General features: G+C 61.3%; 20 protein-coding genes and 1 pseudogene. 7 read left to right on the plus strand and 14 right to left on the minus strand.

All coding sequences use genetic code 11. The features are described from left to right. Nucleotides 1–39: 39 nt before the first annotated feature. Entirely contained in the window at nt 40–537 is a 498-nt protein-coding gene (greB, locus tag AC1DIS_RS05455) for a transcription elongation factor GreB (RefSeq protein ID WP_018929803.1), read from the plus strand. Between the two features lie 33 nt (nt 538–570). Here greB and AC1DIS_RS05460 read toward each other — a convergent pair whose 3' ends face one another. The 3 genes from AC1DIS_RS05460 to AC1DIS_RS05470 form a co-directional block, all read right to left on the minus strand. After that, nucleotides 571–879: a hypothetical protein gene (locus AC1DIS_RS05460; RefSeq protein WP_007939981.1), complete on the minus strand. Its 309-nt coding sequence runs from the start codon at nt 877–879 to the stop codon at nt 571–573. 261 nt (nt 880–1,140) lie between these two features. Then, entirely contained in the window at nt 1,141–1,575 is a 435-nt protein-coding gene (locus tag AC1DIS_RS05465; protein WP_086944660.1) for a DoxX family protein, read from the minus strand. Between the two features lie 103 nt (nt 1,576–1,678). Further along, the gene (locus AC1DIS_RS05470; protein WP_018929805.1) at nt 1,679–3,100 is read right to left on the minus strand and encodes an MltF family protein; all 1,422 of its coding nucleotides are present in this window, start codon (nt 3,098–3,100) and stop codon (nt 1,679–1,681) included. 237 nt (nt 3,101–3,337) lie between these two features. Here AC1DIS_RS05470 and AC1DIS_RS05475 point away from each other — a divergent pair, with 237 nt between their 5' ends. From AC1DIS_RS05475 to AC1DIS_RS05485, 3 genes are all read left to right on the plus strand, one after another. Further along, entirely contained in the window at nt 3,338–4,147 is an 810-nt protein-coding gene (locus AC1DIS_RS05475) for a TatD family hydrolase (protein WP_018929806.1), read from the plus strand. A 110-nt stretch (nt 4,148–4,257) separates the two neighbouring features. Beyond that, nucleotides 4,258–5,739 carry a methyl-accepting chemotaxis protein gene (locus tag AC1DIS_RS05480; protein WP_192350967.1) on the plus strand — a complete coding sequence of 494 codons (1,482 nt, stop codon included), beginning with the start codon at nt 4,258–4,260 and terminating at the stop codon, nt 5,737–5,739. 132 nt (nt 5,740–5,871) lie between these two features. Then, on the plus strand, nt 5,872–6,240 hold the full coding sequence (locus AC1DIS_RS05485) for an Mpo1-like protein (protein ID WP_019582554.1): 369 nt from the start codon (nt 5,872–5,874) through the stop codon (nt 6,238–6,240). On the opposite strand, the gene AC1DIS_RS05490 is transcribed toward AC1DIS_RS05485, so the two are convergent. From AC1DIS_RS05490 to AC1DIS_RS05500, 3 genes are all read right to left on the minus strand, one after another. Then, nucleotides 6,241–7,038, minus strand: a complete 798-nt coding sequence (locus AC1DIS_RS05490) for an acyl-CoA thioesterase (RefSeq protein ID WP_018929809.1) — start codon at nt 7,036–7,038, stop codon at nt 6,241–6,243. A 144-nt stretch (nt 7,039–7,182) separates the two neighbouring features. Beyond that, nucleotides 7,183–7,950, minus strand: a complete 768-nt coding sequence (locus tag AC1DIS_RS05495; RefSeq protein WP_477743448.1) for a CHAD domain-containing protein — start codon at nt 7,948–7,950, stop codon at nt 7,183–7,185. Between the two features lie 46 nt (nt 7,951–7,996). Then, entirely contained in the window at nt 7,997–8,275 is a 279-nt protein-coding gene (locus AC1DIS_RS05500) for a hypothetical protein (protein ID WP_111454876.1), read from the minus strand. A 219-nt stretch (nt 8,276–8,494) separates the two neighbouring features. Here AC1DIS_RS05500 and AC1DIS_RS05505 point away from each other — a divergent pair, with 219 nt between their 5' ends. Beyond that, nucleotides 8,495–9,544: a patatin-like phospholipase family protein gene (locus AC1DIS_RS05505; RefSeq protein ID WP_018929812.1), complete on the plus strand. Its 1,050-nt coding sequence runs from the start codon at nt 8,495–8,497 to the stop codon at nt 9,542–9,544. A gap of 49 nt (nt 9,545–9,593) precedes the next feature. Here AC1DIS_RS05505 and AC1DIS_RS05510 read toward each other — a convergent pair whose 3' ends face one another. From AC1DIS_RS05510 to kdpF, 6 genes are all read right to left on the minus strand, one after another. Then, on the minus strand, nt 9,594–10,292 hold the full coding sequence (locus tag AC1DIS_RS05510) for a response regulator (RefSeq protein WP_064616704.1): 699 nt from the start codon (nt 10,290–10,292) through the stop codon (nt 9,594–9,596). 48 nt (nt 10,293–10,340) lie between these two features. Next, nucleotides 10,341–12,992 carry a sensor histidine kinase gene (locus tag AC1DIS_RS05515; protein WP_064616702.1) on the minus strand — a complete coding sequence of 884 codons (2,652 nt, stop codon included), beginning with the start codon at nt 12,990–12,992 and terminating at the stop codon, nt 10,341–10,343. A 153-nt stretch (nt 12,993–13,145) separates the two neighbouring features. Continuing rightward, nucleotides 13,146–13,691 (minus strand): potassium-transporting ATPase subunit KdpC, encoded by a 546-nt coding sequence (kdpC, locus tag AC1DIS_RS05520; RefSeq protein WP_064616700.1) that lies wholly within the window; start codon nt 13,689–13,691, stop codon nt 13,146–13,148. A 240-nt stretch (nt 13,692–13,931) separates the two neighbouring features. Continuing rightward, on the minus strand, nt 13,932–15,989 hold the full coding sequence (gene kdpB / locus AC1DIS_RS05525; RefSeq protein ID WP_477743449.1) for a potassium-transporting ATPase subunit KdpB: 2,058 nt from the start codon (nt 15,987–15,989) through the stop codon (nt 13,932–13,934). Between the two features lie 10 nt (nt 15,990–15,999). Continuing rightward, nucleotides 16,000–17,694: a potassium-transporting ATPase subunit KdpA gene (kdpA, locus tag AC1DIS_RS05530; RefSeq protein ID WP_018929817.1), complete on the minus strand. Its 1,695-nt coding sequence runs from the start codon at nt 17,692–17,694 to the stop codon at nt 16,000–16,002. A gap of 8 nt (nt 17,695–17,702) precedes the next feature. Continuing rightward, nucleotides 17,703–17,792 carry a K(+)-transporting ATPase subunit F gene (gene kdpF, locus AC1DIS_RS05535; RefSeq protein WP_007899818.1) on the minus strand — a complete coding sequence of 30 codons (90 nt, stop codon included), beginning with the start codon at nt 17,790–17,792 and terminating at the stop codon, nt 17,703–17,705. 306 nt (nt 17,793–18,098) lie between these two features. On the opposite strand from kdpF, the pseudogene AC1DIS_RS05540 reads away from it, so the two are divergent. Together AC1DIS_RS05540 and AC1DIS_RS05545 are read left to right on the plus strand one after the other, a co-directional pair. Further along, nucleotides 18,099–19,211, plus strand: a pseudogene (locus AC1DIS_RS05540) (amino acid permease); the annotation flags it as partial. Between the two features lie 128 nt (nt 19,212–19,339). Continuing rightward, nucleotides 19,340–19,507: a DUF2897 family protein gene (locus AC1DIS_RS05545; protein WP_008006000.1), complete on the plus strand. Its 168-nt coding sequence runs from the start codon at nt 19,340–19,342 to the stop codon at nt 19,505–19,507. A gap of 45 nt (nt 19,508–19,552) precedes the next feature. Here AC1DIS_RS05545 and AC1DIS_RS05550 read toward each other — a convergent pair whose 3' ends face one another. Together AC1DIS_RS05550 and AC1DIS_RS05555 are read right to left on the minus strand one after the other, a co-directional pair. Next, nucleotides 19,553–20,404 carry an urea carboxylase-associated family protein gene (locus tag AC1DIS_RS05550; protein WP_064616696.1) on the minus strand — a complete coding sequence of 284 codons (852 nt, stop codon included), beginning with the start codon at nt 20,402–20,404 and terminating at the stop codon, nt 19,553–19,555. 16 nt (nt 20,405–20,420) lie between these two features. After that, the gene (locus tag AC1DIS_RS05555; protein WP_477743450.1) at nt 20,421–21,074 is read right to left on the minus strand and encodes a GntR family transcriptional regulator; all 654 of its coding nucleotides are present in this window, start codon (nt 21,072–21,074) and stop codon (nt 20,421–20,423) included. Between the last annotated feature and the right edge of the window lie 58 nt (nt 21,075–21,132).

The following is a 21,132-nucleotide window of genomic DNA, read 5'->3' on the forward strand; positions in this document are numbered from 1 at the left end:
TAAAAACCCGATTCAAGAACTCAACCACAAGAAGTCGCCATGAGCCGTTATCGCCCTCCCCGCACCGCCGGCACCGCGCTGATCACCCCCGAAGGTGAAGCGCGGATGCGCGCCGAGTTTCATGAGCTCTGGCATGTGCGCCGACCGCAAGTGACGCAATCGGTCAGCGAGGCGGCGGCCCAGGGCGATCGCTCGGAAAACGCCGAATACACCTACGGCAAAAAGATGCTGCGCGAGATCGATAGCCGTGTGCGCTTTCTCACCAAACGGTTGGAAGCGCTCAAGGTGGTCAGTGAAAAGCCCAGCGATCCGAACAAGGTCTACTTTGGCGCCTGGGTCACGATCGAAGACGAGGACGGCAAAGAGTCGCGCTATCGCATCGTCGGCCCGGATGAGCTGGACCTGAAGCTAGGCCTGATCAGCATCGACTCACCGCTGGCCCGCGCCTTGATCGGCAAGGCACTGGACGCCGAAGTGCGAGTGCAGACACCAACCGGTGAGCAGTGCGTGTATATCGTGGCAATCGACTATTTTTGAGCCACGGTGCTCTAAGCCGTAGAACCCTGAGCCTCAGCAGCGGGCAATCAGCCCTTGGCGCGCGACGCGGGTCAGTTGCCTGATCACTTCAGGCGCGTCCTCGGCGCTGGGTGCCTGAATCACCGCCAGATCGAAACTGTCAGTCGCGAAGCGCTCCAGCGACTCGCCATCTTCGACAAACTGGATCAGGAATGCTGCCGGACCGCCGGTGCGACGTGGCCAGCCATCGAGGTAACGCAACAGCGTCGGCTGATGTTTACCGCCAAGCAGGATTTTTGGATTGCGCTGGGTGAGATGTGCCGTAATCGGCGCGGGGCGTACAACGGGGTTCAATGCATTCATTGTGTCGTGTCTCTGCCTCAAAAGTCTGCATGGCAGGTGAGAGGCAACACCGAACCAGCGCTTTAGCGGTATTTCGAAGCCTGTTTCAAGCTTCTATCGGCAACTGAATGAGTCACCTGGCGCCCCGCAAGTAGCTGTTTAAATCGGCGCATGAGCAGCATCCTAGAGAAGCTGACCGGACAGTGTCAAGAATCGCCAGCAACAAAAAAAGGCCCGCACAGTGCATCACACTGCGCGGGCCTTTTTGTCGAGTCAGAGCGGTCAGTCGGAGATGGCGCGGTCGACCGAGAGCTTGCCTGCGCCTTCGATCAGCACTGCGAGGCTGCCACCGAGCAAGGCCAGGGCGAATTCATAACCGTTGTTGGCCATGAACAGACCGTTGCTGATGTGCACCGAGAAAATCGCAACCAGCGAGAGGAAGGTCAGCCCCAACGCCGCCGGACGTGCCAGCAGGCCGATGATCAGCGCCAGACCGCCGAAGAATTCAGTACCACCAGCCAGGATTGCCATCAGGTGACCGGGCGCCAATCCAATGCTTTCCATGTACTGCGCGGTGCCGGCAATGCCGTAGCCGCCGAATGCCCCGAAGAGTTTCTGTGAGCCGTGGGCCGCGAAGATGATGCCGACGAAAATCCGCAGAATCGTCAGGCCGTAGCCAGCGCGGGTAGACAGTACCTTGTTGATCAGTGTGCTCATGCTGTGTCATCCATTGTGAGAGTGTGTTGGTTGGTCGCCATATTAATCGGTTTATCTCATGTTAAAAGCGCAAAAAACGCACCATAACAATCAGATTAGTCGATCATTTACGTAAGGCAACTTTCTGCCCCTGAGGCTCCAACGATTCCCGCTCCCGATCGAACGCCAGGTAATACTTGTTCACGCTATTAACATAGCTGACAGCCCCCATTCCCACCTGCTCCATGGCGATGCGCTCAACCTGGAAAAACCACTGATTAGGATTCAGGCCGCGCCGCCGAGCCTCGGCCCGCATGCCCTGGACCCGCTCCGGTCCCATGTTGTAGGCCGCCAGCACGAACGCCATCCGTTCGCGCTCGTTGAGTTTGGGGCTGGCAAAGAATTTGCGGCGGATCATCGCCAGGTACTTGGCGCTGGCCTGCACATTGGCATCGAGATTCTGAATGTCACTGACGCCAACCCGTTGGGCGGCCGAAGGTGTTATTTGCATAAGGCCGGTGGGGCCACCGCCATTTCTGGCGGAGGGTTGCAACGCCGATTCCTTGAAGGCCAGCGCTGCCAGGTTCAGCCAGTCCATGTCCTGGGCTTGAGCGTGTTTTTGCAGCACCGGTCGAAGTTTTTCCAGGCGCTGACGATCGGCCTTGGCCAAGGGATAGTGCACTTGATACAGGCGCCGGTAGATCCGCAGGAACGCCGCATCCTGGTCCGACGGTTGCTTGTAGGTGGTCAGGAAACGGTCGATGCTCGCCCGCAGCATCGAGGCGTCGCGGCGTACGAACCAGTATTCCTCGCCCGGCTCACGGATGAGGACCTGTCGATCGAAGCGCAACTTGGGCAGGATCTTGCCCCAGCGCTCGGCGATCGGTTGCTCGACGATGGTCAGATGGAAGATCCCGCCCTGGACCATTTCCAGTACGTCCTCGACGGCCAGGCTTGGGTCGACCCACTCGATCTTCACCGGGGGCAGTTTGTGCAGCGCGAGCTTCTGATTGATCTGGCTGACCGCATCCCCGGCAGCACTACCGGTGGGCAGCGCGAGGGTTTTACCCGAGAGTTGTTCAAGGTGGGTGTAACGCCGTTCGCCTTTGATCCCCACCAGCAGTAACGGCACGTCGCTGGCAATCGGCTCACTGGTGCTGACCGCGTGCCCCGATTGCGGATCAAGCAATTCCCCCGGCGCGACCAGATCGCCCTCCCCGCGCTGCAACGCGCCGAGCAGTTGATCCTTGGCTTTGGGAATGATCTTGAGGGTGATTTCCTGGCCGTCACGGGCGTGGCCATTAAGGTATTGCTCGAAAGCCCGCAGGCGGTGGTATTCGACGCCGATGGCCTGGCCCTGAACTTCGCCGGAGCTGTTGCGGCTCTGGTTGACCAGCACCCGCAGCACACGGCTACTGCGAATCTCCGCCAGGTCGCGGACCTTGGCTGCCGGTACGGCTTGCAACGGCCCGGCCAGACGCGCAACCGCCGGCATCGGCAGCAGCAACGAACAACACAGCAGTAACAAAACCGAGGGACGTGTCATCCACTCTCCGGAAAGAATACTGGCCAACCTCATGAGAGATTTCATGACATCGGGCAACAGAAACAGAGCGCTTGAAGCGCTGATAAAGTGCGAGAGAGTGGCACAGTGATGGCAAATCTACCAACCCCGACCTGCCTCGCGGCCTCAACAGACAGCTTTAACTCGTTGTAGTTCTTGGTTTTTCTTATAAATCTACAGCTCTGATATGCTTTCCGGCCTTTGGTCCGAGGTAGCACCATGCAACTCATCGATATCGGCGTCAACCTGACCAACCCCAGTTTTGCCGACAAACACCAGGCTGTACTCGACCGAGCCTACGCTGCCGGGGTCTGCCAACTGGTGCTTACCGGGACCAGCGTCGAGGGCAGCGAACAGGCGCTGGAACTGTGCCGGCAACTGGACGAAAGCGCTCAACGACTGTTCGCCACCGCCGGCATTCACCCGCACTCGGCCAGCGACTGGAACGCCGACAGCGCCCAGCGTCTGCGCAGCTTGCTCAAGGAGCCGAACGTAGTGGCCGTGGGTGAATGCGGCCTCGATTTCAATCGTGATTTCTCGCCCCGCCCGCAACAGGAAAAAGTCCTAGAAGAACATCTGGCAATGGCGGTCGAACTGCAACTGCCGGTGTTCCTGCATGAGCGCGACGCCAGTCAACGACTGCTGGAGATCCTGCACGATTACCGCGATCAATTGCCGGCTGCCGTGGTGCACTGCTTCACCGGAGAAAAGAAGGCGCTGTTCAGCTATCTCGATCTGGACTTGCACATCGGCATCACTGGCTGGATCTGCGACGAACGCCGGGGCACGCACCTGCATCCGTTGGTCAAGGAGATTAAACGCGGGCGCTTGATGCTGGAGAGCGACGCGCCGTATCTGCTGCCCCGCAGCTTGCGCCCCAAGCCGAAGAACGGTCGCAACGAGCCGGCGTATCTGACTGAAGTGTTGCGTGAAGTGGCGTTGCATCGCGGGGAAAGCATGGAAGATCTCGCCGCCCACAGCACCGCCAGCGCCCGGGCGTTTTTCGGGTTGCCCTCGATCCCCCAGTAACCACTTGAGAACCGTGGCGGTCATTGACCCATATCAAGATTCGACGCACTGAGTAGCGGCACAATAATGGCACCTTGCCAAAACTGTTTCCGCTATCAGAGAAGACCTCCATGGGTGCCTGGCTTAGCAATATCTCGCTGAAATACAAATTCTGGGCAGTCAACGCCGTCGCCTTTGTCACCACCCTGTTGCTGGTGCTGTACGCCGTGCAGCTCGAACAACAGGCCCGCAGTCACGCCGCGCAAGTATCGGCCCAGGCCCAGGCACGATTGCTCAATGCCTGGCCTGCCGGGCAGCCGCTGCCCAAGGCCGACAACCTGCTGACCTTCAATCGTGGGCAGGCGCCTTTACTGAACGGGCAACCACTTCTGGAACTGACCGATACCCTCGGTTGGGTCCAAATCAATGCCATGCCGCTGTTCGGGGAAAATCCGTTGATGGGTGCCGAGGTGTTCGCTCGTCCCGACGGTCAACAGGTCGCGGTTGTTGCCTACAGCCCGAGCCTGAGCCAGGTGTTCGGCGAGCGCTTCACTCACTACGCGGTAGCGGTGTTCATCCTGATGCTGGCGATGCTCGGCGCGTCGCAACTGTTGATCCGCTTCCTGCTCAGCCAGCTCAACACCTTGAAAGACGTGATGCTCCACGTCGAGAAAACCGGTGACCTGTCGGCCCGTGTGCCCCTGGCCTGCAAGGACGAAGTCGGGCAGATGGCCAACGCCTTCAATGCCATGCAAGCCGGCTACCAGCGGGTGGTCAACACTGTCGCCAGCACCGCCCGGCAACTGGACGTCGGCGCCGCGCGACTGGCCGCGAGCATGAATGAAGTGCGTCACGGCATGCTCGGCCAGCAAAGCGAAACCGATCAGGCCGCCACGGCGATCAACGAAATGACCGCCACGGTCCATCACATTGCCCAACATGCCGGCGCCACCCGCGACCTCTCGCAAACCGCCGACACCCTGGCTGGCAGCGGTCAGGAAGTGGTGACTCGGGTGCAAAAATCGATTGGCGGATTGTCCACCGGCGTGCAGCAAACCGCCGAGATGATTCAGCGCCTGGCCGAGGACAGCCAGAAGATCAACGGCGTGGTCAACGTGATTCACAGCATCGCTGAACAAACCAACCTGCTGGCCCTGAACGCGGCCATCGAAGCGGCCCGGGCCGGTGAAATGGGCCGAGGGTTTGCGGTAGTCGCCGATGAAGTGCGCAACCTGGCCAAACGGGTCCAGACGTCCACCGACGAGATCACCACCATGGTTTCAGCGCTGCAGGCCGGGACTCGGGACGCGGTGGATTTCATGCAGGAAAGTTCGTACAAGGCGGACGACTGCATGCAACAGGCCCAGGAAGCCAGTGTGGCCCTGGCTGAAATCACCGGAGCGGTGGCGCAAATGCGTGAAAGCAATACGCAGATCGCGGTGGCGGCCGAGCAGCAGAGTCATGTGGCGGAGGAGATGAATCGGGCCGTGGTGAGCATTCGCGACGTGACCGAGAACACCGTGAAGCAGACCGTGAACTCGGCGATTACCAGCAATGAATTGGCGATGTTGGCCGGGGAATTGAGCAAGGCCATCGGGCAGCTCAAGCTTTAAGGGCCCGCGAAGGCAGTCAACATGAATATCGACCATGACCCCTATCGCGCCGATAGCCAGCCTTGATTCGCCGACGTCTTTCGCCCGACCTATTCTTTGTTCATGAGCCTCAACGAACCAAGGATAAGCATCATGGGCAAACGTCATCCCAACCTTCCCGCCTGGCAATGGCGCCTGTACCCGCACAATCACCAGCACCCGACCAATCTGGTGTTGCACCTGATTGCCGTGCCGCTGTTCATCGTGGCGTTTTTGCTGATGGTCTCGGGGGTGTTCAGCCTGGATCTGGCAAGCTTCGCAATTGGCGTCATCGGCCTGATTGCCGCCTTGGGCCTGCAGCGTCACGGTCATAGCCTGGAGGCGCAAGCCTCCGAGCCGTTCAGTGATCGCAAAGACGCAGTATCACGCTTGCTGGTCGAGCAGTTCCTGACCTTCCCCCGGTTTTTCTTCAGTGGCGGCTGGTGGCGCGCCTGGCGCGAACGCCACCGTCGCCATCGCTGATCAGGCGAAAATCGTGACGGTCTGCCGACTCATGGCGATCAACTGACCGTCTTCGCTCCAGAGATTGGCGGCGGCGTGCCCGTAGCCGTCGGCGGCATGTTCGATGTCCACCAGGTACTTGCACCAGTCCAGCGTACTCAGCGCCAGCAACGGCTGGACGAATTCGATGGTCCAGGTGAGCGTGCTGCCTGCCGCCGGTTTCTTCAGATGCGACAACAAGGACGGCGGCCAGGCGTCGACCAGCGCCAGGATATGGGCTTCGCTGACCGACTCGCCCTCCCCATCCCCGCGCAAGCGTACCCAACCACCCATGTCCCGCGATTTGTTACCAGTGAACGGCATGCCACCGATACTCCAGCGCATGGCCAGGTAGCGCATGAATTCCGGGGTCACGCCCTTGATGTACGGCAGTTCCTGACAGTCGTCCCAATGCTTCATCTCAGGAGCCGGGTTGGCCGCGACCACCACTTCGGAAGTTCGCGAAGCGCCGAAGCTGCCCTGGACCAATGTCACCACTTGCCCCTTCTGCATCGCCCGGCCCAGCACCTGGCTGACGGCTTTGCCTTCGCGCAATACGTCGACTTCAAAACTGACCGGTACATCGGGCTCGACCGGGCCAACAAAGGTGATTGCCAGCGAGCGCACCGGACGATCCGCCGGGACTTTTGCGCGCATGGCTTCGTATTGCAAGGCGGCGATCAGACCACCAAAACTCGCCCGCCCCTGGCCCCACTCAGGTGGAATAGACACTTCCTGCGGCTGGCTGCGAACAGCGTCGAGCAGATCGGAAAAGCGCATGGAAACCTCAGAGACTGGGAAATGGATGGAGCGATCTTAACCAGCCCGCAAGGCCGGCACAGCGCTTATTCCGGCCAAAATTACTGACAGATGGGCCGTGCTCGGCTGGAACCCACATTGGATTCGTGGGGATTCGTGGTGGTTTCAGGATTTGAAACAGGCTCTGCTGAGTTTGTCGAGAACACGGTCGGCGCGCTCTTCGGCCTGGGCCATGGTGGTTTTCCAGATTTCGACACATGGCTGCAAATCAGGCTCTTCCTTGGCGCGGGCCAGCCATTGCCAGCTGTCGTGCCAATCCCCCAAGGCAGCCTGAGCCGACTTCAGCCTGGGCATGGCCGCTTCCGGCAAACGATCCAGTTCGGGATAAGCTTCGATGCCATAACGCGCACGCTTGATCAGCAGGCGCAGACGATGGCGGTCATGGGCGGGATCGTGCAGGGCCTGGTCGAGTTTCTTCCATTGTTTGGCCAGGCGTTTTTCGATGCGCTGGCGCAAGCCCTTGAGCAAACCCTGGCGTTGGGAGGCCCGCAGGAACCGCGGAAAGGCGTCGAGGATCATCAACAACTGGGTCAGCTCCGGGCTCATCGCCACGGCGGGATAAGCCTCAGCCATCCGCGCCATGCGCCGGTGCGCGGCCTCGGGTTGATTGTGCTGGAGCAAGTACGCTGCCAGCACTTCACGATCACGCAACGGTGTGGTCAGTTGGCCGACCCGGGACGACGCTGCTTCCAGTTGTTCTACCCCGGGCAAACCGCGCAAGGGTCGCAGCAGGCTGCGCAATCTGCGCACGGTGGTGCGCAGATCGTGCAGCGCTTCGGGATCGGTGCGGGCACTCAAGCGAGCCTGACAGGCCAGCAAACGGACTTCCAGGCCCAATACTTGAGCCACCAACCGATCAACCACGGCAGACATCGCGTACTCCCTGAATCGAATTACCCTGAGTACGCTCCATCATGCCTCAACGGCCGGCGCGGGACTCACGAATGTAGAAGCGGGCCTTCTCGGCCTTCCTGGTACAACCTTCGTAAGCTTCGAATTGTTGCTGGGTCTTGGCACCGGTCAGCAACGACAGCGCCTTGGAGTAGCTGACAGTCCCGGCGAAACCCTCGGCCTTGGCCAGATCCAGTTCGTGCCAGGCAGCGTCGATCTGGCTACCGCAGCTGTCACGGTAAGCGGTTTTACCGGCACAACCGGCAAGCGCCAACGCAATCAAAGGCACACAAATCCAGGCTTTCATCACTCACACCTCAAAGATAGTAGACAGTCGTGCAGGTAAGACCGCTCTGGCGCGCGAAAAGTGCCTTGGACCCGCAGTGGAAACTATAGCGCTCGCGAGGATACCGACTCGCCTTCGTTGAGTGTCAAAAAACGACGCCAGCTCCCGTCGAACGACCATAGCGATTGAAGCGTGCCCCTCGTTGGGTGCATTGTTGAACCTTGTCAAAGAGGTCGATTCATGAAAAAGCGTGTCGCACTGGTGTTGGGCTCGGGCGGTGCCCGGGGCTACGCCCATATCGGCGTCATTGAAGAGATCGAACGGCGTGGCTATGACATTGCCTGCATCGCCGGTTGCTCCATGGGCGCGGTGGTCGGCGGGATCTATGCCGCCGGCAAACTCGATGATTATCGCGACTGGATCGAGAGCCTGGATTACCTCGACGTGTTGCGTCTGGTGGATGTCAGCTTCCGCCTGGGCGCGATTCGCGGGGAGAAGGTCTTCGGGCAGATCCGCAAGATCGTCGGCGAGATCAATATCGAAGACCTGCGCATCCCCTACACAGCCGTGGCCACGGACCTCACAAACCAGCAGGAAATCTGGTTCCAGGAAGGTTGTCTGCACCAGGCCATGCGTGCGTCGGCGGCGATCCCCAGCCTGTTCACCCCCGTGATGCAGGGCAATCGAATGCTGGTGGACGGCGGCATCCTCAACCCGTTGCCGATCGTGCCGGTGGTGTCGAGCCATTGCGACCTGATCATCGCGGTCAACCTCAACTCCACCAACCAGCGTCACTATCAACTGCCGGTGATCCAGCGCCCGGCGGCATTCAAGACTCGCTTCGACAGCCTGATCAGCTCGCTGGGCTCGAAATTGCCTTTCCGCCGCAAACAGGCGGAGCAATTGCTGCTTCTCGAAAAGGAAGCGCTGATGGCAGAAGCGGCCGAGATCAACCCGTGGATCGAATCCGCCCAGCCCGAAGCCCAGCAACCGGCGGCGGCCCCGGAAAGCGACGGCGCACCGAAATCCGCCACCGGGTCGTTCATCATCGACAACGTCGGGCCGGCATCTTTGCTGGACCTGATCAACCAGAGTTTCGAGGTAATGCAGACCTCATTGGCGCAGTACAAGATTGCCGGGTATCCACCGGATATCCTGATCAACGTGCCCAAGCGGGTGTGCCGTTTTTTCGAGTTCTACAAGGCGCCGGAGTTGATCGCGCTGGGGCGGGAGATTGCCCGGGATACGCTGGATCGGTATGAGAGTGAGCGCAATGAAGATTGGCGGTAAAGCGTACTGACGATCGTTCCCACGCAGAGCATGGGAGCGATCAACAGAACTAAAGGCTGACTTCACTCAACAACCGATACCCCACCCCCGCCTCGGTGACGATGAACCGCGGCTGAGTCGGATCATCCGCCAGTTTCTGCCGCAAATGCCCGACTACGATCCGCAGATAGTGGCTGTCCTCGGTGTGGGTCGGGCCCCAGATGTCCTTGAGCAATTGCTGCTGGGTGATCACCCGCCCCGGATGCCGCGCCAGTTGCGCCAGCACCGCATACTCCTTGCGCGTCAGCGCCACTTCGGCGCCGTCCAATAGCACCCGGCGATAAGCCAGGTCGACAGTGAGCGGACCGAAATTGAGCGCCGCTTCCTGGGCCTCACCCGTTGGCGCCTGACGCAGCAAGGCGCGCACCCTGGCGAGAAACTCCTGGATGCCGAACGGCTTGGTCACGTAGTCGTTGGCGCCGCCATCCAGCGCCTGGACTTTCTGTCCTTCACTCGCGCGCACCGAGAGCACCAGTACCGGCACCGTCGACCACTCGCGAAACTCGCGCAATACCTGCTGGCCGTCCATGTCCGGCAGGCCGAGGTCGAGCACCAGCAGGTCGGGTTTGTTCAATGCGGCCTGGGCCAGGCCTTCCGTGCCGGTGCCGGCCTCCAGCACTTTGTAGCCTTGGGAGGCGAGGCTGATGCGCAGGAATTTACGGATCTGCGGTTCGTCGTCAATGACCAAAATGGTCGCGGTCTGGCTCATGAATTCACATCAACACAAAGAGGTGGCAAGAGAGTAGCGCAGGCGGGATCAGGCTTCACTGTCCAATCCCGGCTGAGTCTGCAACGGCAAGTGCAGCGTGATGCAGGTGCCGCGCCCTTCGATGCCGTCGGCGACGCTGATCCGCCCGCCATGGGCACCGACCATACCCTGACAGATCGCCAGCCCCAACCCCGTACCCTGCCCGCCGCGATCGCCACGAGCAGCGGTGTAGAACATGTCGAAAACCTTCGCCCGTTCCTCTTCCGGAATCCCCGGCCCCTCATCGCTCACCGAAAAAAACAGCTCGCTGTCAGTGGCGCCGGCGCGCAATTCAAGACGTCCGTGGGGCGGTGAGAAACGCGCGGCGTTTTCCAGCACATTGACCAGTGCTTGCTCGATCAACGCGGCATGCACATAGAGCAGCGGCAGTTCGGCCGGCACTTCGGTCACGACGTGCAACGACGCCAGCACCGCGCGCAGACGATTGAGTGCACTGCCGACGATGTCTGCCGGCGATACCCAGTCCCGCGCCAGCTTCAGGGCGCCGTGACCGAGGCGAGTCATGTCCAGCAGGTTTTGGATGTAGCGATCCAGCCGTTCGGCTTCATCGCGGGTGCCTTCGAGCAGTTCGCGACGGTCCGCAAGCGGAATCGCCTCGCCCAGTGCCAACAGGCTGTCGATGCTGCCGCGCATGGAGGTCAACGGCGTGCGCAAATCGTGGGACACCGACGCCAGCAGCGCGCTGCGCAACTGTTCGGTTTCGCCATGCAAGCGCGCGGCCTCAAGGTCATCGGCCAGTTGCGCCCGGGCCAACGCCTGGGCCAACGGTTGGCTCAGCGCGGTCAGCAAGCGCCGACGCTGGCCACTCAGGGTCTGGCCTTCTTTGGCACACACGCCGAGCAATGCCAGCGGCCCGTCGTCCACCGACAATGGCCACCACCACCAACGTCCGAACGGTAAGGTGCCGGTGCCCGCGCCTGCCGGTTGATCGTGTTGCCAGGCCCAATCGGCGGCGGCGCGCTCGGCCTCGGAAAACTCCAGCGGCCCACCGGTTTCGACTTTCCAGCCGCTCTGGCCATCACGATTGAGCAGGCACAGTTTCAGGTCGCTCCAGCCGTTGAGATGCTGGGCCGCAGCGCTGACCACGGCCTGACGGTCGGTGGCGGCGGTGAGTTTGCGCGACAGGTCGAGCAGTTCGCTGGTCTCTTCCTGAGTGTCGCGCAAGGCTTCCAGTTGCCGCCGTTGCCGCGCGGCAAGGTTACCGGTCAGGGCCGCCATCAGCAGGAAGAACAGCAAGGTCAGCACGTCTTCTTCGCGCTGGATGGCAAATGAAAATTTCGGTGGAATGAACAGAAAGTCATAAGTCAGAAACGACAGCGCCGCACAGGCCAGCGCCGGGCCAAGACTGCTGCGCACCGCCACCAGCAACACCGCCGCAAGGAACACCAACGAAATGTTGGGCAGCGGCAAGACGCTCGACACCGCCCAGGCCAGGGCACTGGCGAGCACCGTCGCCACCAGCGCCAAGGCGTAATCGAACCACACCAGCGACTGCACCGAACGCTGACGTGGCTGATGCTGTTCGTGATCGCTGTCGAGCACGTTGATTTCCAGCCCGCGAGCATCGCGCAGCAAGCGCGACGCCAGACCGCCGCCGAACAACCGTCGACGCAAACGCTGGCGTGACTGGCCCACCAGCACCAGGCTGGCACGACGTTCGGCGGCGTGCTGGATCAGGGTTTTCGCCACCTCACCGGCGCGCAGCAACACCACTTCGCCACCGAGGCGTTCGGCCAGTTGCTGGGCACTTTGCAGGCGCAGGCGCGACTGTTCGTCACGCACCCGGCCGTTGTCCACATGCACCAGGCTCCACGGCAGATGCCGCCGCTGGGCGACGCGACTGGCGTGACGCACCAGACGCTCGGCCTGCGCATCGCCATCGACGCCCACCAGCAAGCGACCACGCACCGCTGGCGCCGCTTGCCCCAACTGGCGATACCCCTGCGCCAAATCGTTATCGACCTGAGCGGCGGCGGTTTGCATCGCCAGTTCGCGCAGGGCGGTGAGGTTGGTCTGGGTGAAGAACGCATCGATGGCCGCCCGCGCCTGCTCCGGCACGTAGACTTTGCCGTCGCGCAGACGCTCCAGCAACTCGCGCGGCGGCAGGTCGATCAGCAGCAGTTCGTAGGCTTCTTGCAACACCCAGTCCGGCAGGGTTTCACGCACCTGTACGCCGGTGATGCCGCGCACCTGGTCGTTGAGGCTTTCCAGATGCTGGACGTTGACCGTGGTGAACACGTCAATGCCGGCAGCCAGCAATTCCTGGATGTCTTGCCAGCGTTTGGTGTGACGGCTGCCGGGGGCATTGGTGTGGGCCAGTTCGTCGACCAGCACCAGTTTCGGTTTGGCGGCGAGCAAGCCATCGAGGTCCATTTCTTCGAGCATTACGCCACGGTATTCCGAGCGCACCAACGGCTGCTGCGGTAAACCGGCGAGGAGTGCTTCGGTTTCGGCGCGGCCATGGGTTTCAACCACCCCGGCCAGGACTTTCACGCCTTGGCGCAGTTGAGTGTGGGCGGCCTGGAGCATGGCGTAGGTCTTGCCGACCCCCGGAGCGGCGCCCAGGAACACCTTGAGCCGGCCGCGGCCATCGCGGGGCAGGTCTGCTAACAGCGCGTCGGCGCGGCCGGAGTCACTCATCTGTCATTGCCTTGTTCACTTTGTTGATCGTTCCCATGCTCTGCGTGGGAATGCAGCCAGGGACGCTCCGCGTCCCAGTCGAAGCGGACGCAGAGCGTCCATAGATGCATTCCCACGCAGAGCGAGGGAACGATCCTTCCAACCTTCCAACCTTTACAACTTTTCCAGCGCCGCATTCAACTCAAACACATTCACCACCGGCGGCCCCACCAACGGCCGCTCGATGTGCGCATCCAGCAGTTGTTCAAGCGTAGACACCGGCAGATTGCGCGCTGCCGCGACACGCGCCAGTTGATAGGTAATCGACTCTGGTGGCAAGTGCGGATCGAGGCCGCTGCCGGAGGTGGTCAGCATGGCCAACGGCACCGGTCCCTGCCCGGCCACCTGCAGCTTATTGGCCTCCTCGATCACCCGAGTGGCCAGCGCCGGATTACTCGGCGAAAGGTTGCTGGCGCTGCTCGACACAGTGGCAAAGGCACCGGCCGATGGCCGTGGGTGGAACCAGGCGTCGCCGACAAAATCCTGGGCAATCAGCGACGAGCCACGGACCTTGCCGTCGGCGTCGCGCACCAGGCTGCCATTGGCCTGGTCCGGGAAGGCAACCTGGGCAACGCCGGTCACCACCAAGGGGTAAGCGACGCCGGTGATCAGGGTCATCAGCACCAGCAGGCTCAGGGCCGGACGTATCAGTGTGGACATTTCAAAATCCTCGATTCGATAAAAAACTCAGGTCTGGATGCTACTGCTCAGGCAATAGTTCTTCTTGTGGTGAGGGGGCTTGCCCCCGTTGGGTTGCGCAGCAGCCCCAATACGGCAACCGCGAGCTGTCTGGCCCAACGAGTTGGCTGGTTTCAGGACTGCTACGCAGTCCAACGGGGGCAAGCCCCCTCACCACAAAAGCTCCCTCGCCACAAAAGCCCCTGCCTCAAACAACAACCGCTAAACCAGATGCAACGCCGTCAACAGCATGTCGATCGCCTTGATGCCCACGAACGGCACCAGAATCCCGCCCAGTCCATAGATCAGCAGATTGCGTCGCAACAACGCCGCCGCACTCGCCGCCTGCACTCGCACACCGCGCAGCGCCAGTGGAATCAGCACCACAATGATCAGGGCGTTGAACACGATCGCCGACAGAATCGCGCTCTGCGGACTGCGCAGGTGCATGACGTTGAGCACACCCAATTGCGGGTAGATCGAGGCGAACAGCGCCGGCAGGATCGCGAAGTATTTGGCCACGTCGTTGGCGATGGAAAAGGTAGTCAGCGCACCACGGGTCACCAGCAATTCCTTGCCGATCTGCACCACGTCCAACAGCTTGGTCGGGTCGCTGTCGAGGTCGACCATGTTCGCCGCTTCCCGCGCAGCTTGCGTGCCGTCGTTCATCGCCATGCCCACGTCCGCCTGAGCCAGGGCCGGGGCGTCGTTGGCGCCGTCGCCGCACATGGCAACCAGCCGACCGTCGTTCTGCTCATGGCGAATGCGCGCCAGTTTCTTCTCCGGCGTGGCTTCGGCCAGTACGTCATCCACGCCCGCTTCGGCAGCAATCGCGGCGGCGGTCAGCGGGTTGTCGCCGGTAACCATGACCGTGCGAATCCCCAGCTTGCGCAGTTCGGCGAAACGTTCGCGGATGCCGGGTTTGACCACGTCCTTCAGATGAATCACACCGAGCAATTTGCCGTCGGCGCACACCAGCAGAGGCGTACCACCGCTCTGGGCGATCTTGTCGATTTCCCGGGACAGAGCGGGAGCCAGATCAGCGCGTTTCAGGCCGACGAAATTCAGCAGCGAATCCACCGCGCCCTTGCGATAGACCCGGCCCTGATAGTCGACACCGGACAGGCGGGTTTCAGCGCTGAACGGCACGGCGGTCAGTACTTCGGGGGACGGTTCGGGGTGCGAGTGAAGACCGCGCAGGTACTCGACGATGGATTTGCCTTCAGCGGTGTCATCGGCCAGAGAGGCGAACAACGCGCCTTCGGCCAGTTCCTTGGCGCTGACGCCTAGTGCGGCATAAACCGCGCTGCAGCGACGGTTGCCGAAGGTGATGGTGCCGGTCTTGTCCAGCAGCAGGACGTGCACGTCCCCCGCCGCTTCCACGGCGCGACCGGATTTGGCGATCACGTTCAGGCGCACCAGACGGTCCATCCCGGCGATACCGATGGCCGACAGCAAGCCACCAATGGTGGTCGGAATCAGCGTGACCAACAGCGCCACCAGGAACACCAGCGGCAGGTTGCCGTTGGCGAAGTGGGCGAACGGTTGCAGGGTCACCACCACCAGCAGGAAGATCAGGGTCAGGCCGATCAGCAGGATATCCAGCGCGACTTCGTTCGGGGTTTTCTGGCGTTTGGCGCCCTCGACCAGCGCGATCATGCGGTCGAGGGTCGACTCGCCGGGGTTGGCGGTGATGCGCACCAGCAGCCAGTCCGACACCAGTCGAGTGTTGCCGGTGACGGCCGAACGGTCGCCGCCGGACTCGCGAATCACGGGCGCCGATTCACCGGTAATCGCCGCTTCGTTGACCGCCGCGATGCCTTCGATCACCTCGCCGTCGCCGGGAATCATCTCCCCCGCTTCGACGCGCACCACGTCGCCCTTGCGCAGGCTACTGGCGGGCACTACCTGAAAGCTGCCATTGGCACTTTTGCGCCGGGCGCTCAAGCCAACACTGCCGGCCTTGAGACTGTCGGCGCGGGCCTTGCCGCGACCTTCGGCCAACGCTTCGGCGAAGTTGGCGAACAGTACGGTGAACCACAACCACAACGCGATTTGCGCGGCGACGAAGGTCGGCACGGCGCTGTCGGGAATGAAGCACAACACGGTGGTGAGGATGGCGGTCAGTTCCACCACCAGCATCACCGGCGCACGCTGCAATTGCCGTGGGTCGAGCTTGACGAACGCTTGCACCAACGCCGGGCGCCAGAGGGCCGAGATCGCAGTTTTCGGTTGTTCCGGCGCTTTGGCGGCGACGGTTTTGGTAACGGGCATATTCATCATTAGATCCTCAGAAGCCCATGCTCAAGTGTTCAGCGATAGGACCCAGCGCCAGTGTCGGCAAGAAGGTCAAACCACCCACCAGCAAAATGGTCACGGTCAGCAAGGTCACGAACAGCGGGCCATGGGTGGGGAAGCTGTTCTGGCCAATCGGCGCGGTTTTCTTCATCGCCAGGCTGCCGGCCAGGGCCAGCACCGGAAGGATGTAACCGAAGCGCCCGATCAACATGCCCAGCCCCAGCATCAGGTTGTGGAACGCGGTGTTGGCACCAAAGCCGCCGAAGGCAGAACCGTTGTTGGCACTGGCCGAGGTGTAGGCGTAGAGCAACTGGCTGAAGCCGTGAGCGCCGGGGTTGCTCACCGCCGCCACCGGGCCTGGCAGGCTGGCGGCAATCGCGCCGAGCACCAGCACGCCGACCGGCATCACCAGCAAGGTCACCACCAGCAGCTGAACTTCCCGGGCTTGCAGTTTCTTGCCGAGGTATTCCGGCGTACGGCCGATCATCAGGCCGGCGAGGAACACCGCGATCAATACGTTGAGCAACATGCCGTAGAGCCCGGCACCGACGCCGCCGAATATCACTTCGCCGACCATCATGTTGACCATCGCGACCATGCCACTCAGCGGGTTGAGGCTGTCGTGCATGCCGTTGACCGAACCGTTGGACGCTGCGGTAGTGGTCACCGACCACAGCACGGTGGCGGTGGTGCCGAAACGCGCTTCCTTGCCTTCCAGCGGCGCGGTCTGTTCGACGGCGACGTTGGCCAGGGTCGGATTGGGTTGGTATTCAGCCCACAGCGAAGTCGCGCCGCCGATCAAAAACAGCGCCAGCATGCAGGCGATGATCGCGCGGCTCTGACGCAGGTCTTTGACGTAATGGCCGAAGGTGAACACCAGCGCCACCGGGATCAGAATGATCGAGGCGACTTCGAACAGGTTGCTCCACGCCGTCGGATTCTCGAACGGATGTGCCGAGTTGACGCCGAAGAAGCCACCGCCGTTGGTGCCCAGTTGCTTGATCGCAATCTGGCTGGCGGCCGGGCCGAGCGGGATCACCTGATCGACGCCTTGCATCGTCACGGCATTCACATACTGCGCGAAGGTTTGCGGCACGCCCTGCCACACCAGATACAGCGCCAGCAGCAAGCACAGAGGCAGCAGGCCGTAGAGGGTGGCGCGGGTCATGTCGACCCAGAAGTTGCCCAAGGTCTTGGTCGACTTGCGACCGATGCCGCGACACAGTGCAACCAGAACCGCCAGGCCGGTGGCGGCGCTGACGAAGTTCTGCACGGTGAGACCAACCATCTGGCTCAAGTAGCTCAGGGATGCTTCGCCACTGTAGGACTGCCAGTTGGTATTGGTCATGAAGCTGACAGCGGTATTGAACGCCAGCGTCCACTCCTGGCCAGGCAGGTTTTGCGGGTTCAGTGGCAAGTGATCCTGGAACATCAGGATCGCGAACAACAGTAAAAAGCCCGCGAGGTTGAAGGCGAGCAAGGCCAGGGTGTATTTCTGCCAACTCTGTTCGGCCTGCGGATCGACACCGGCCACCCGATAGCAGCCACGCTCCACCGGGCCGAGAATCGGCGAAAGCCAGGTACGCTGCCCTTCCATCACCTTGTAGTAGAAGCGCCCCAGAAACGGTGCCGGAATCAGCACCACGGCGAAGAAGGCGAGGATCAGCCAATAGTCATAACTGTGCATAGCCGCTCCTAGTTCCGGTCCGCGCGCAACAGCGCAACCAACAGATAAATGAACAGCCCCACTGCCAATAGCAGTGACACTCCGTCCAGAACGCTCATGGAAGTTCTCCGTGTTACGGCGTATTGCCGCGTGTGGAGTGATTGTCGGCAGGGAGGCTGTAAAGGCGCGAGATCGAGGGGTGCGGCGGGGCATAAAGAATGTGTAAAGAGTAACGCTGTTCACTTAAGCGCGATTCTTCAGTCATGCCTACCTTTGTGGCGAGCGAGCTTGCTCGCGTTGGGCTGCGCAGCGGCCCCAAAAACCTGATAACAATCGCCGATTTTTGTGAGCGCTACGCATTCAAGCGGGAGCAAGCTCCCTCGCCACGGGTTACTCACTGACTCAAGACTCTTAGGTGAATAGCATTCATCTTCAGTTTCACCGAGCTGACCACCGCGATTCCCCATGCCGGCGGTCCCTTTGCCTACAGCCGCCGTGCCTTTGGCGAGAAAGGTGGGTTGATTGCCGGGTTGGCGACGCTGATCGAATTCGTCTTCGCGCCACCGACGATTGCCTTGGCGATCGGCGCCTATCTGAACGTGCAGTTTCCCGCCCTGGACCCGAAACACGCAGCGGTCGGGGCGTACATCGTGTTCATGGGCGTGGTCGCCCCGGCGTTCAGTTTCAGCAACTTCGCCCTCAACGGCTGGGCCGGCTCTGATGTGTTCGGTGCGCCGGCGATTGCCGGGATGTTCGCGGCGATCCCGTTCGCCATCTGGTTCTTCCTGGCCATCGAAGGCGCGGCCATGGCCGCCGAAGAAGCCAAGGATCCGAAACGCACGATTCCAAAGGCCTACATCAGCGGCATCCTGACCCTGGTGCTGCTGGCGATGGGCGTGATGTTCTTTGCCGGGGGTGTCGGCGACTGGCGCACCCTGTCGAACATCAACGATCCGCTGCCGCAAGCGATGAAAGCCGTGGTTGGCGAAAGCTCCAGCTGGTTGCACATGCTGGTGTGGATCGGCCTGTTCGGCCTGGTGGCGAGTTTCCACGGGATCATCCTCGGCTACTCGCGGCAGTTCTTCGCCCTCGCCCGGGCCGGTTACTTGCCGGCATCGCTGGCCAAACTGTCGCGTTTCCAGACCCCGCACCGGGCAATCATCGCCGGTGGCGTGATCGGCATCGCGGCGATCTACAGTGACGGCTTGATCAACCTCGGCGGCATGACGCTGACGGCGGCAATGATCACCATGGCGGTATTCGGTGCGATCGTGATGTACATCATGAGCATGCTCAGCCTGTTCAAACTGCGCAAAACCGAACCGAACCTGGAACGCACTTTCCGCGCGCCTTGCTACCCGTTGCTGCCATTCATTGCGCTGGTGTTGGCGGTGGTTTGCCTGGTGGCGATGGCCTGGTTCAACACCTTGATCGGGTTGATCTTCCTCGGCTTCATGGCAGTGGGTTTCGTGTACTTCATGCTGACCGCGCAACTGCGTGCCGATGCGCCGGCGGATGCGATGTTGACCGGGCTCTAAACAGCCGCAGTGCTGCTGTCGGATCAGGCATAGAATGGAACCACTGCGAAATTCCATCGCTCAAAAGTGGTATGCAGGATCGGTTGGCAAAACCCTTGTCCACCGGCCTGCCCTTAAGGAGAACTCCTATGCCCTGGTATGCCTGGTTGATTCTGATCGTTGCCATCGGCTCGATCGTTGGCGGTTTGATGATGCTGCGTGACACCGCCAACAAGGTCGAATTGACTGAAGAGCAACGTAAGCGCGTCGCCGAACGCAACGCGGAAGCGGATGCCAAGGATGCGCAGGACCGCTGACCGAAATTGTGGTGAGGGGGCAAGCCCCCTCGCCACAAAAACCCTTCACTTTTCCCAAGCCGCCTTGGCAATGTGCAAGCCATGCAATCCCTTGTAAGCCGCACGCTCCGGCTGGCTCCAGCCTTCAAGCAACGAATCCTCCAACCGGTAAATTTCTACTCCCAGCGGGCGACAGACGCTCAACGGATCCTGCGCATCCGGCCCCCACATGGCCAGCGACAGATCGCCACCCGGGCAGGTCGATAGCGCACACAAAAGATCAATCTCGGCAAAGAACTCCAGATAGTCGCCCTTCTGCGCCGGGCAGGCTTTCATGAAATACAGGTCGTCGTGGTTCAGGCCGGTGCACTGGAAAATGTTCAACACGTCATGCACATCGAACTCGGTCAGGCCATGGGGCAATACGGCGCGAGTCAGGTTGGAGTGGCAGTGATGATGGAAGTCTTCGCCGGTAAGCATTTTGTTCACGTAAGGATCGCAGCGCGTTCCCAGCAAATCGTGCAAACGCCCGCCGTGTTCGTCGATGCCATAACCGGCCAGGCTGTCGTCGGTAATGGTCACCAGCGGCCGTAAAAATGGCAGGTTCGACCAGAGCCGGTCATGGGTGCTGACATGGGCGCCCTGCAACTGCCGGGTCCGCGCCGCCCACAAGCGCTCGCGCGGATCGTGGGCATTCCAGACGTTGAAATCCCCGACTTGCGGGCCGACCGGGGTCGTGACCCTGAACACATGCCCGGCCGGCACATTCCAGGCGCGACCGGTACGGATCGGCACTTCGAACTGCTCGATCAGCGTGCGCCCCTCTTTCTGGTCGCGGATCCGTTCATAGAAGGCTGTGTCCACCTGCAAGGCCGAGCCTTTGCTGACTTGATAGGCCGCCGGATAGTCTTTGTACATGGCACAAAATCCTCGATCAGTGATGGGAAGAAGGGGCAAGCATCTGCAACAGGAGGTGTTCGGAATCGTCGAGATAACGGCTCATGGCGTCCGCAGCCGCGCGTTTGTCGCCGTCGGCCAGCAACTCATGTATCTGCCGGTCACGCGCCAGCCAGGGCGCCTGAAAACATGATTCATCGGGAGCGGTGCAAAACACCAGGCGCAGTTGCGCGACAACGTTGGTGAAGAACTCATCGAACAACGGACTGCGCAGCAATCCGACGATGTGTTGATGAAAGGCCAGGCTGTGGGTGCCGACGGCGCGCCAGTCCTCACGCTCCCGGGCCAGTTCTGTGGCCTCCAGGGCTTCGAGCATCCGGTCGGACTGATACTCACGCAATGGTTGGCTGGCGCTGATGGCTTGCAGTTCCAGGGTGCGCCGAACCTTGAACAAATCGCGCACATCATCGACACCCAGCCTGCGCACCATCACGCCCTTGTTGCGGACATAGCGGGTCAGCCCTTCCTGCCCCAGACGGTGCAACGCCTCGCGAATGGTGTTGCGCGAGGCGTTGTAGGCCGACACCAGATCGTTTTCCACCAGCGCCATGCCGGGCAGCAAACGACCGCCGATGATGTCAGCGCGCAATTCCAATGTGATGTGGTCGGCCAGGGACAGTCCGCTGCTCATACTCAACGCCTCGTGATTGTTCAACAATCGTCTGCGAATGAGTAATCACTATTCGTGC

The sequence above is a fragment of the Pseudomonas sp. 05N433 genome (assembly GCF_056396925.1).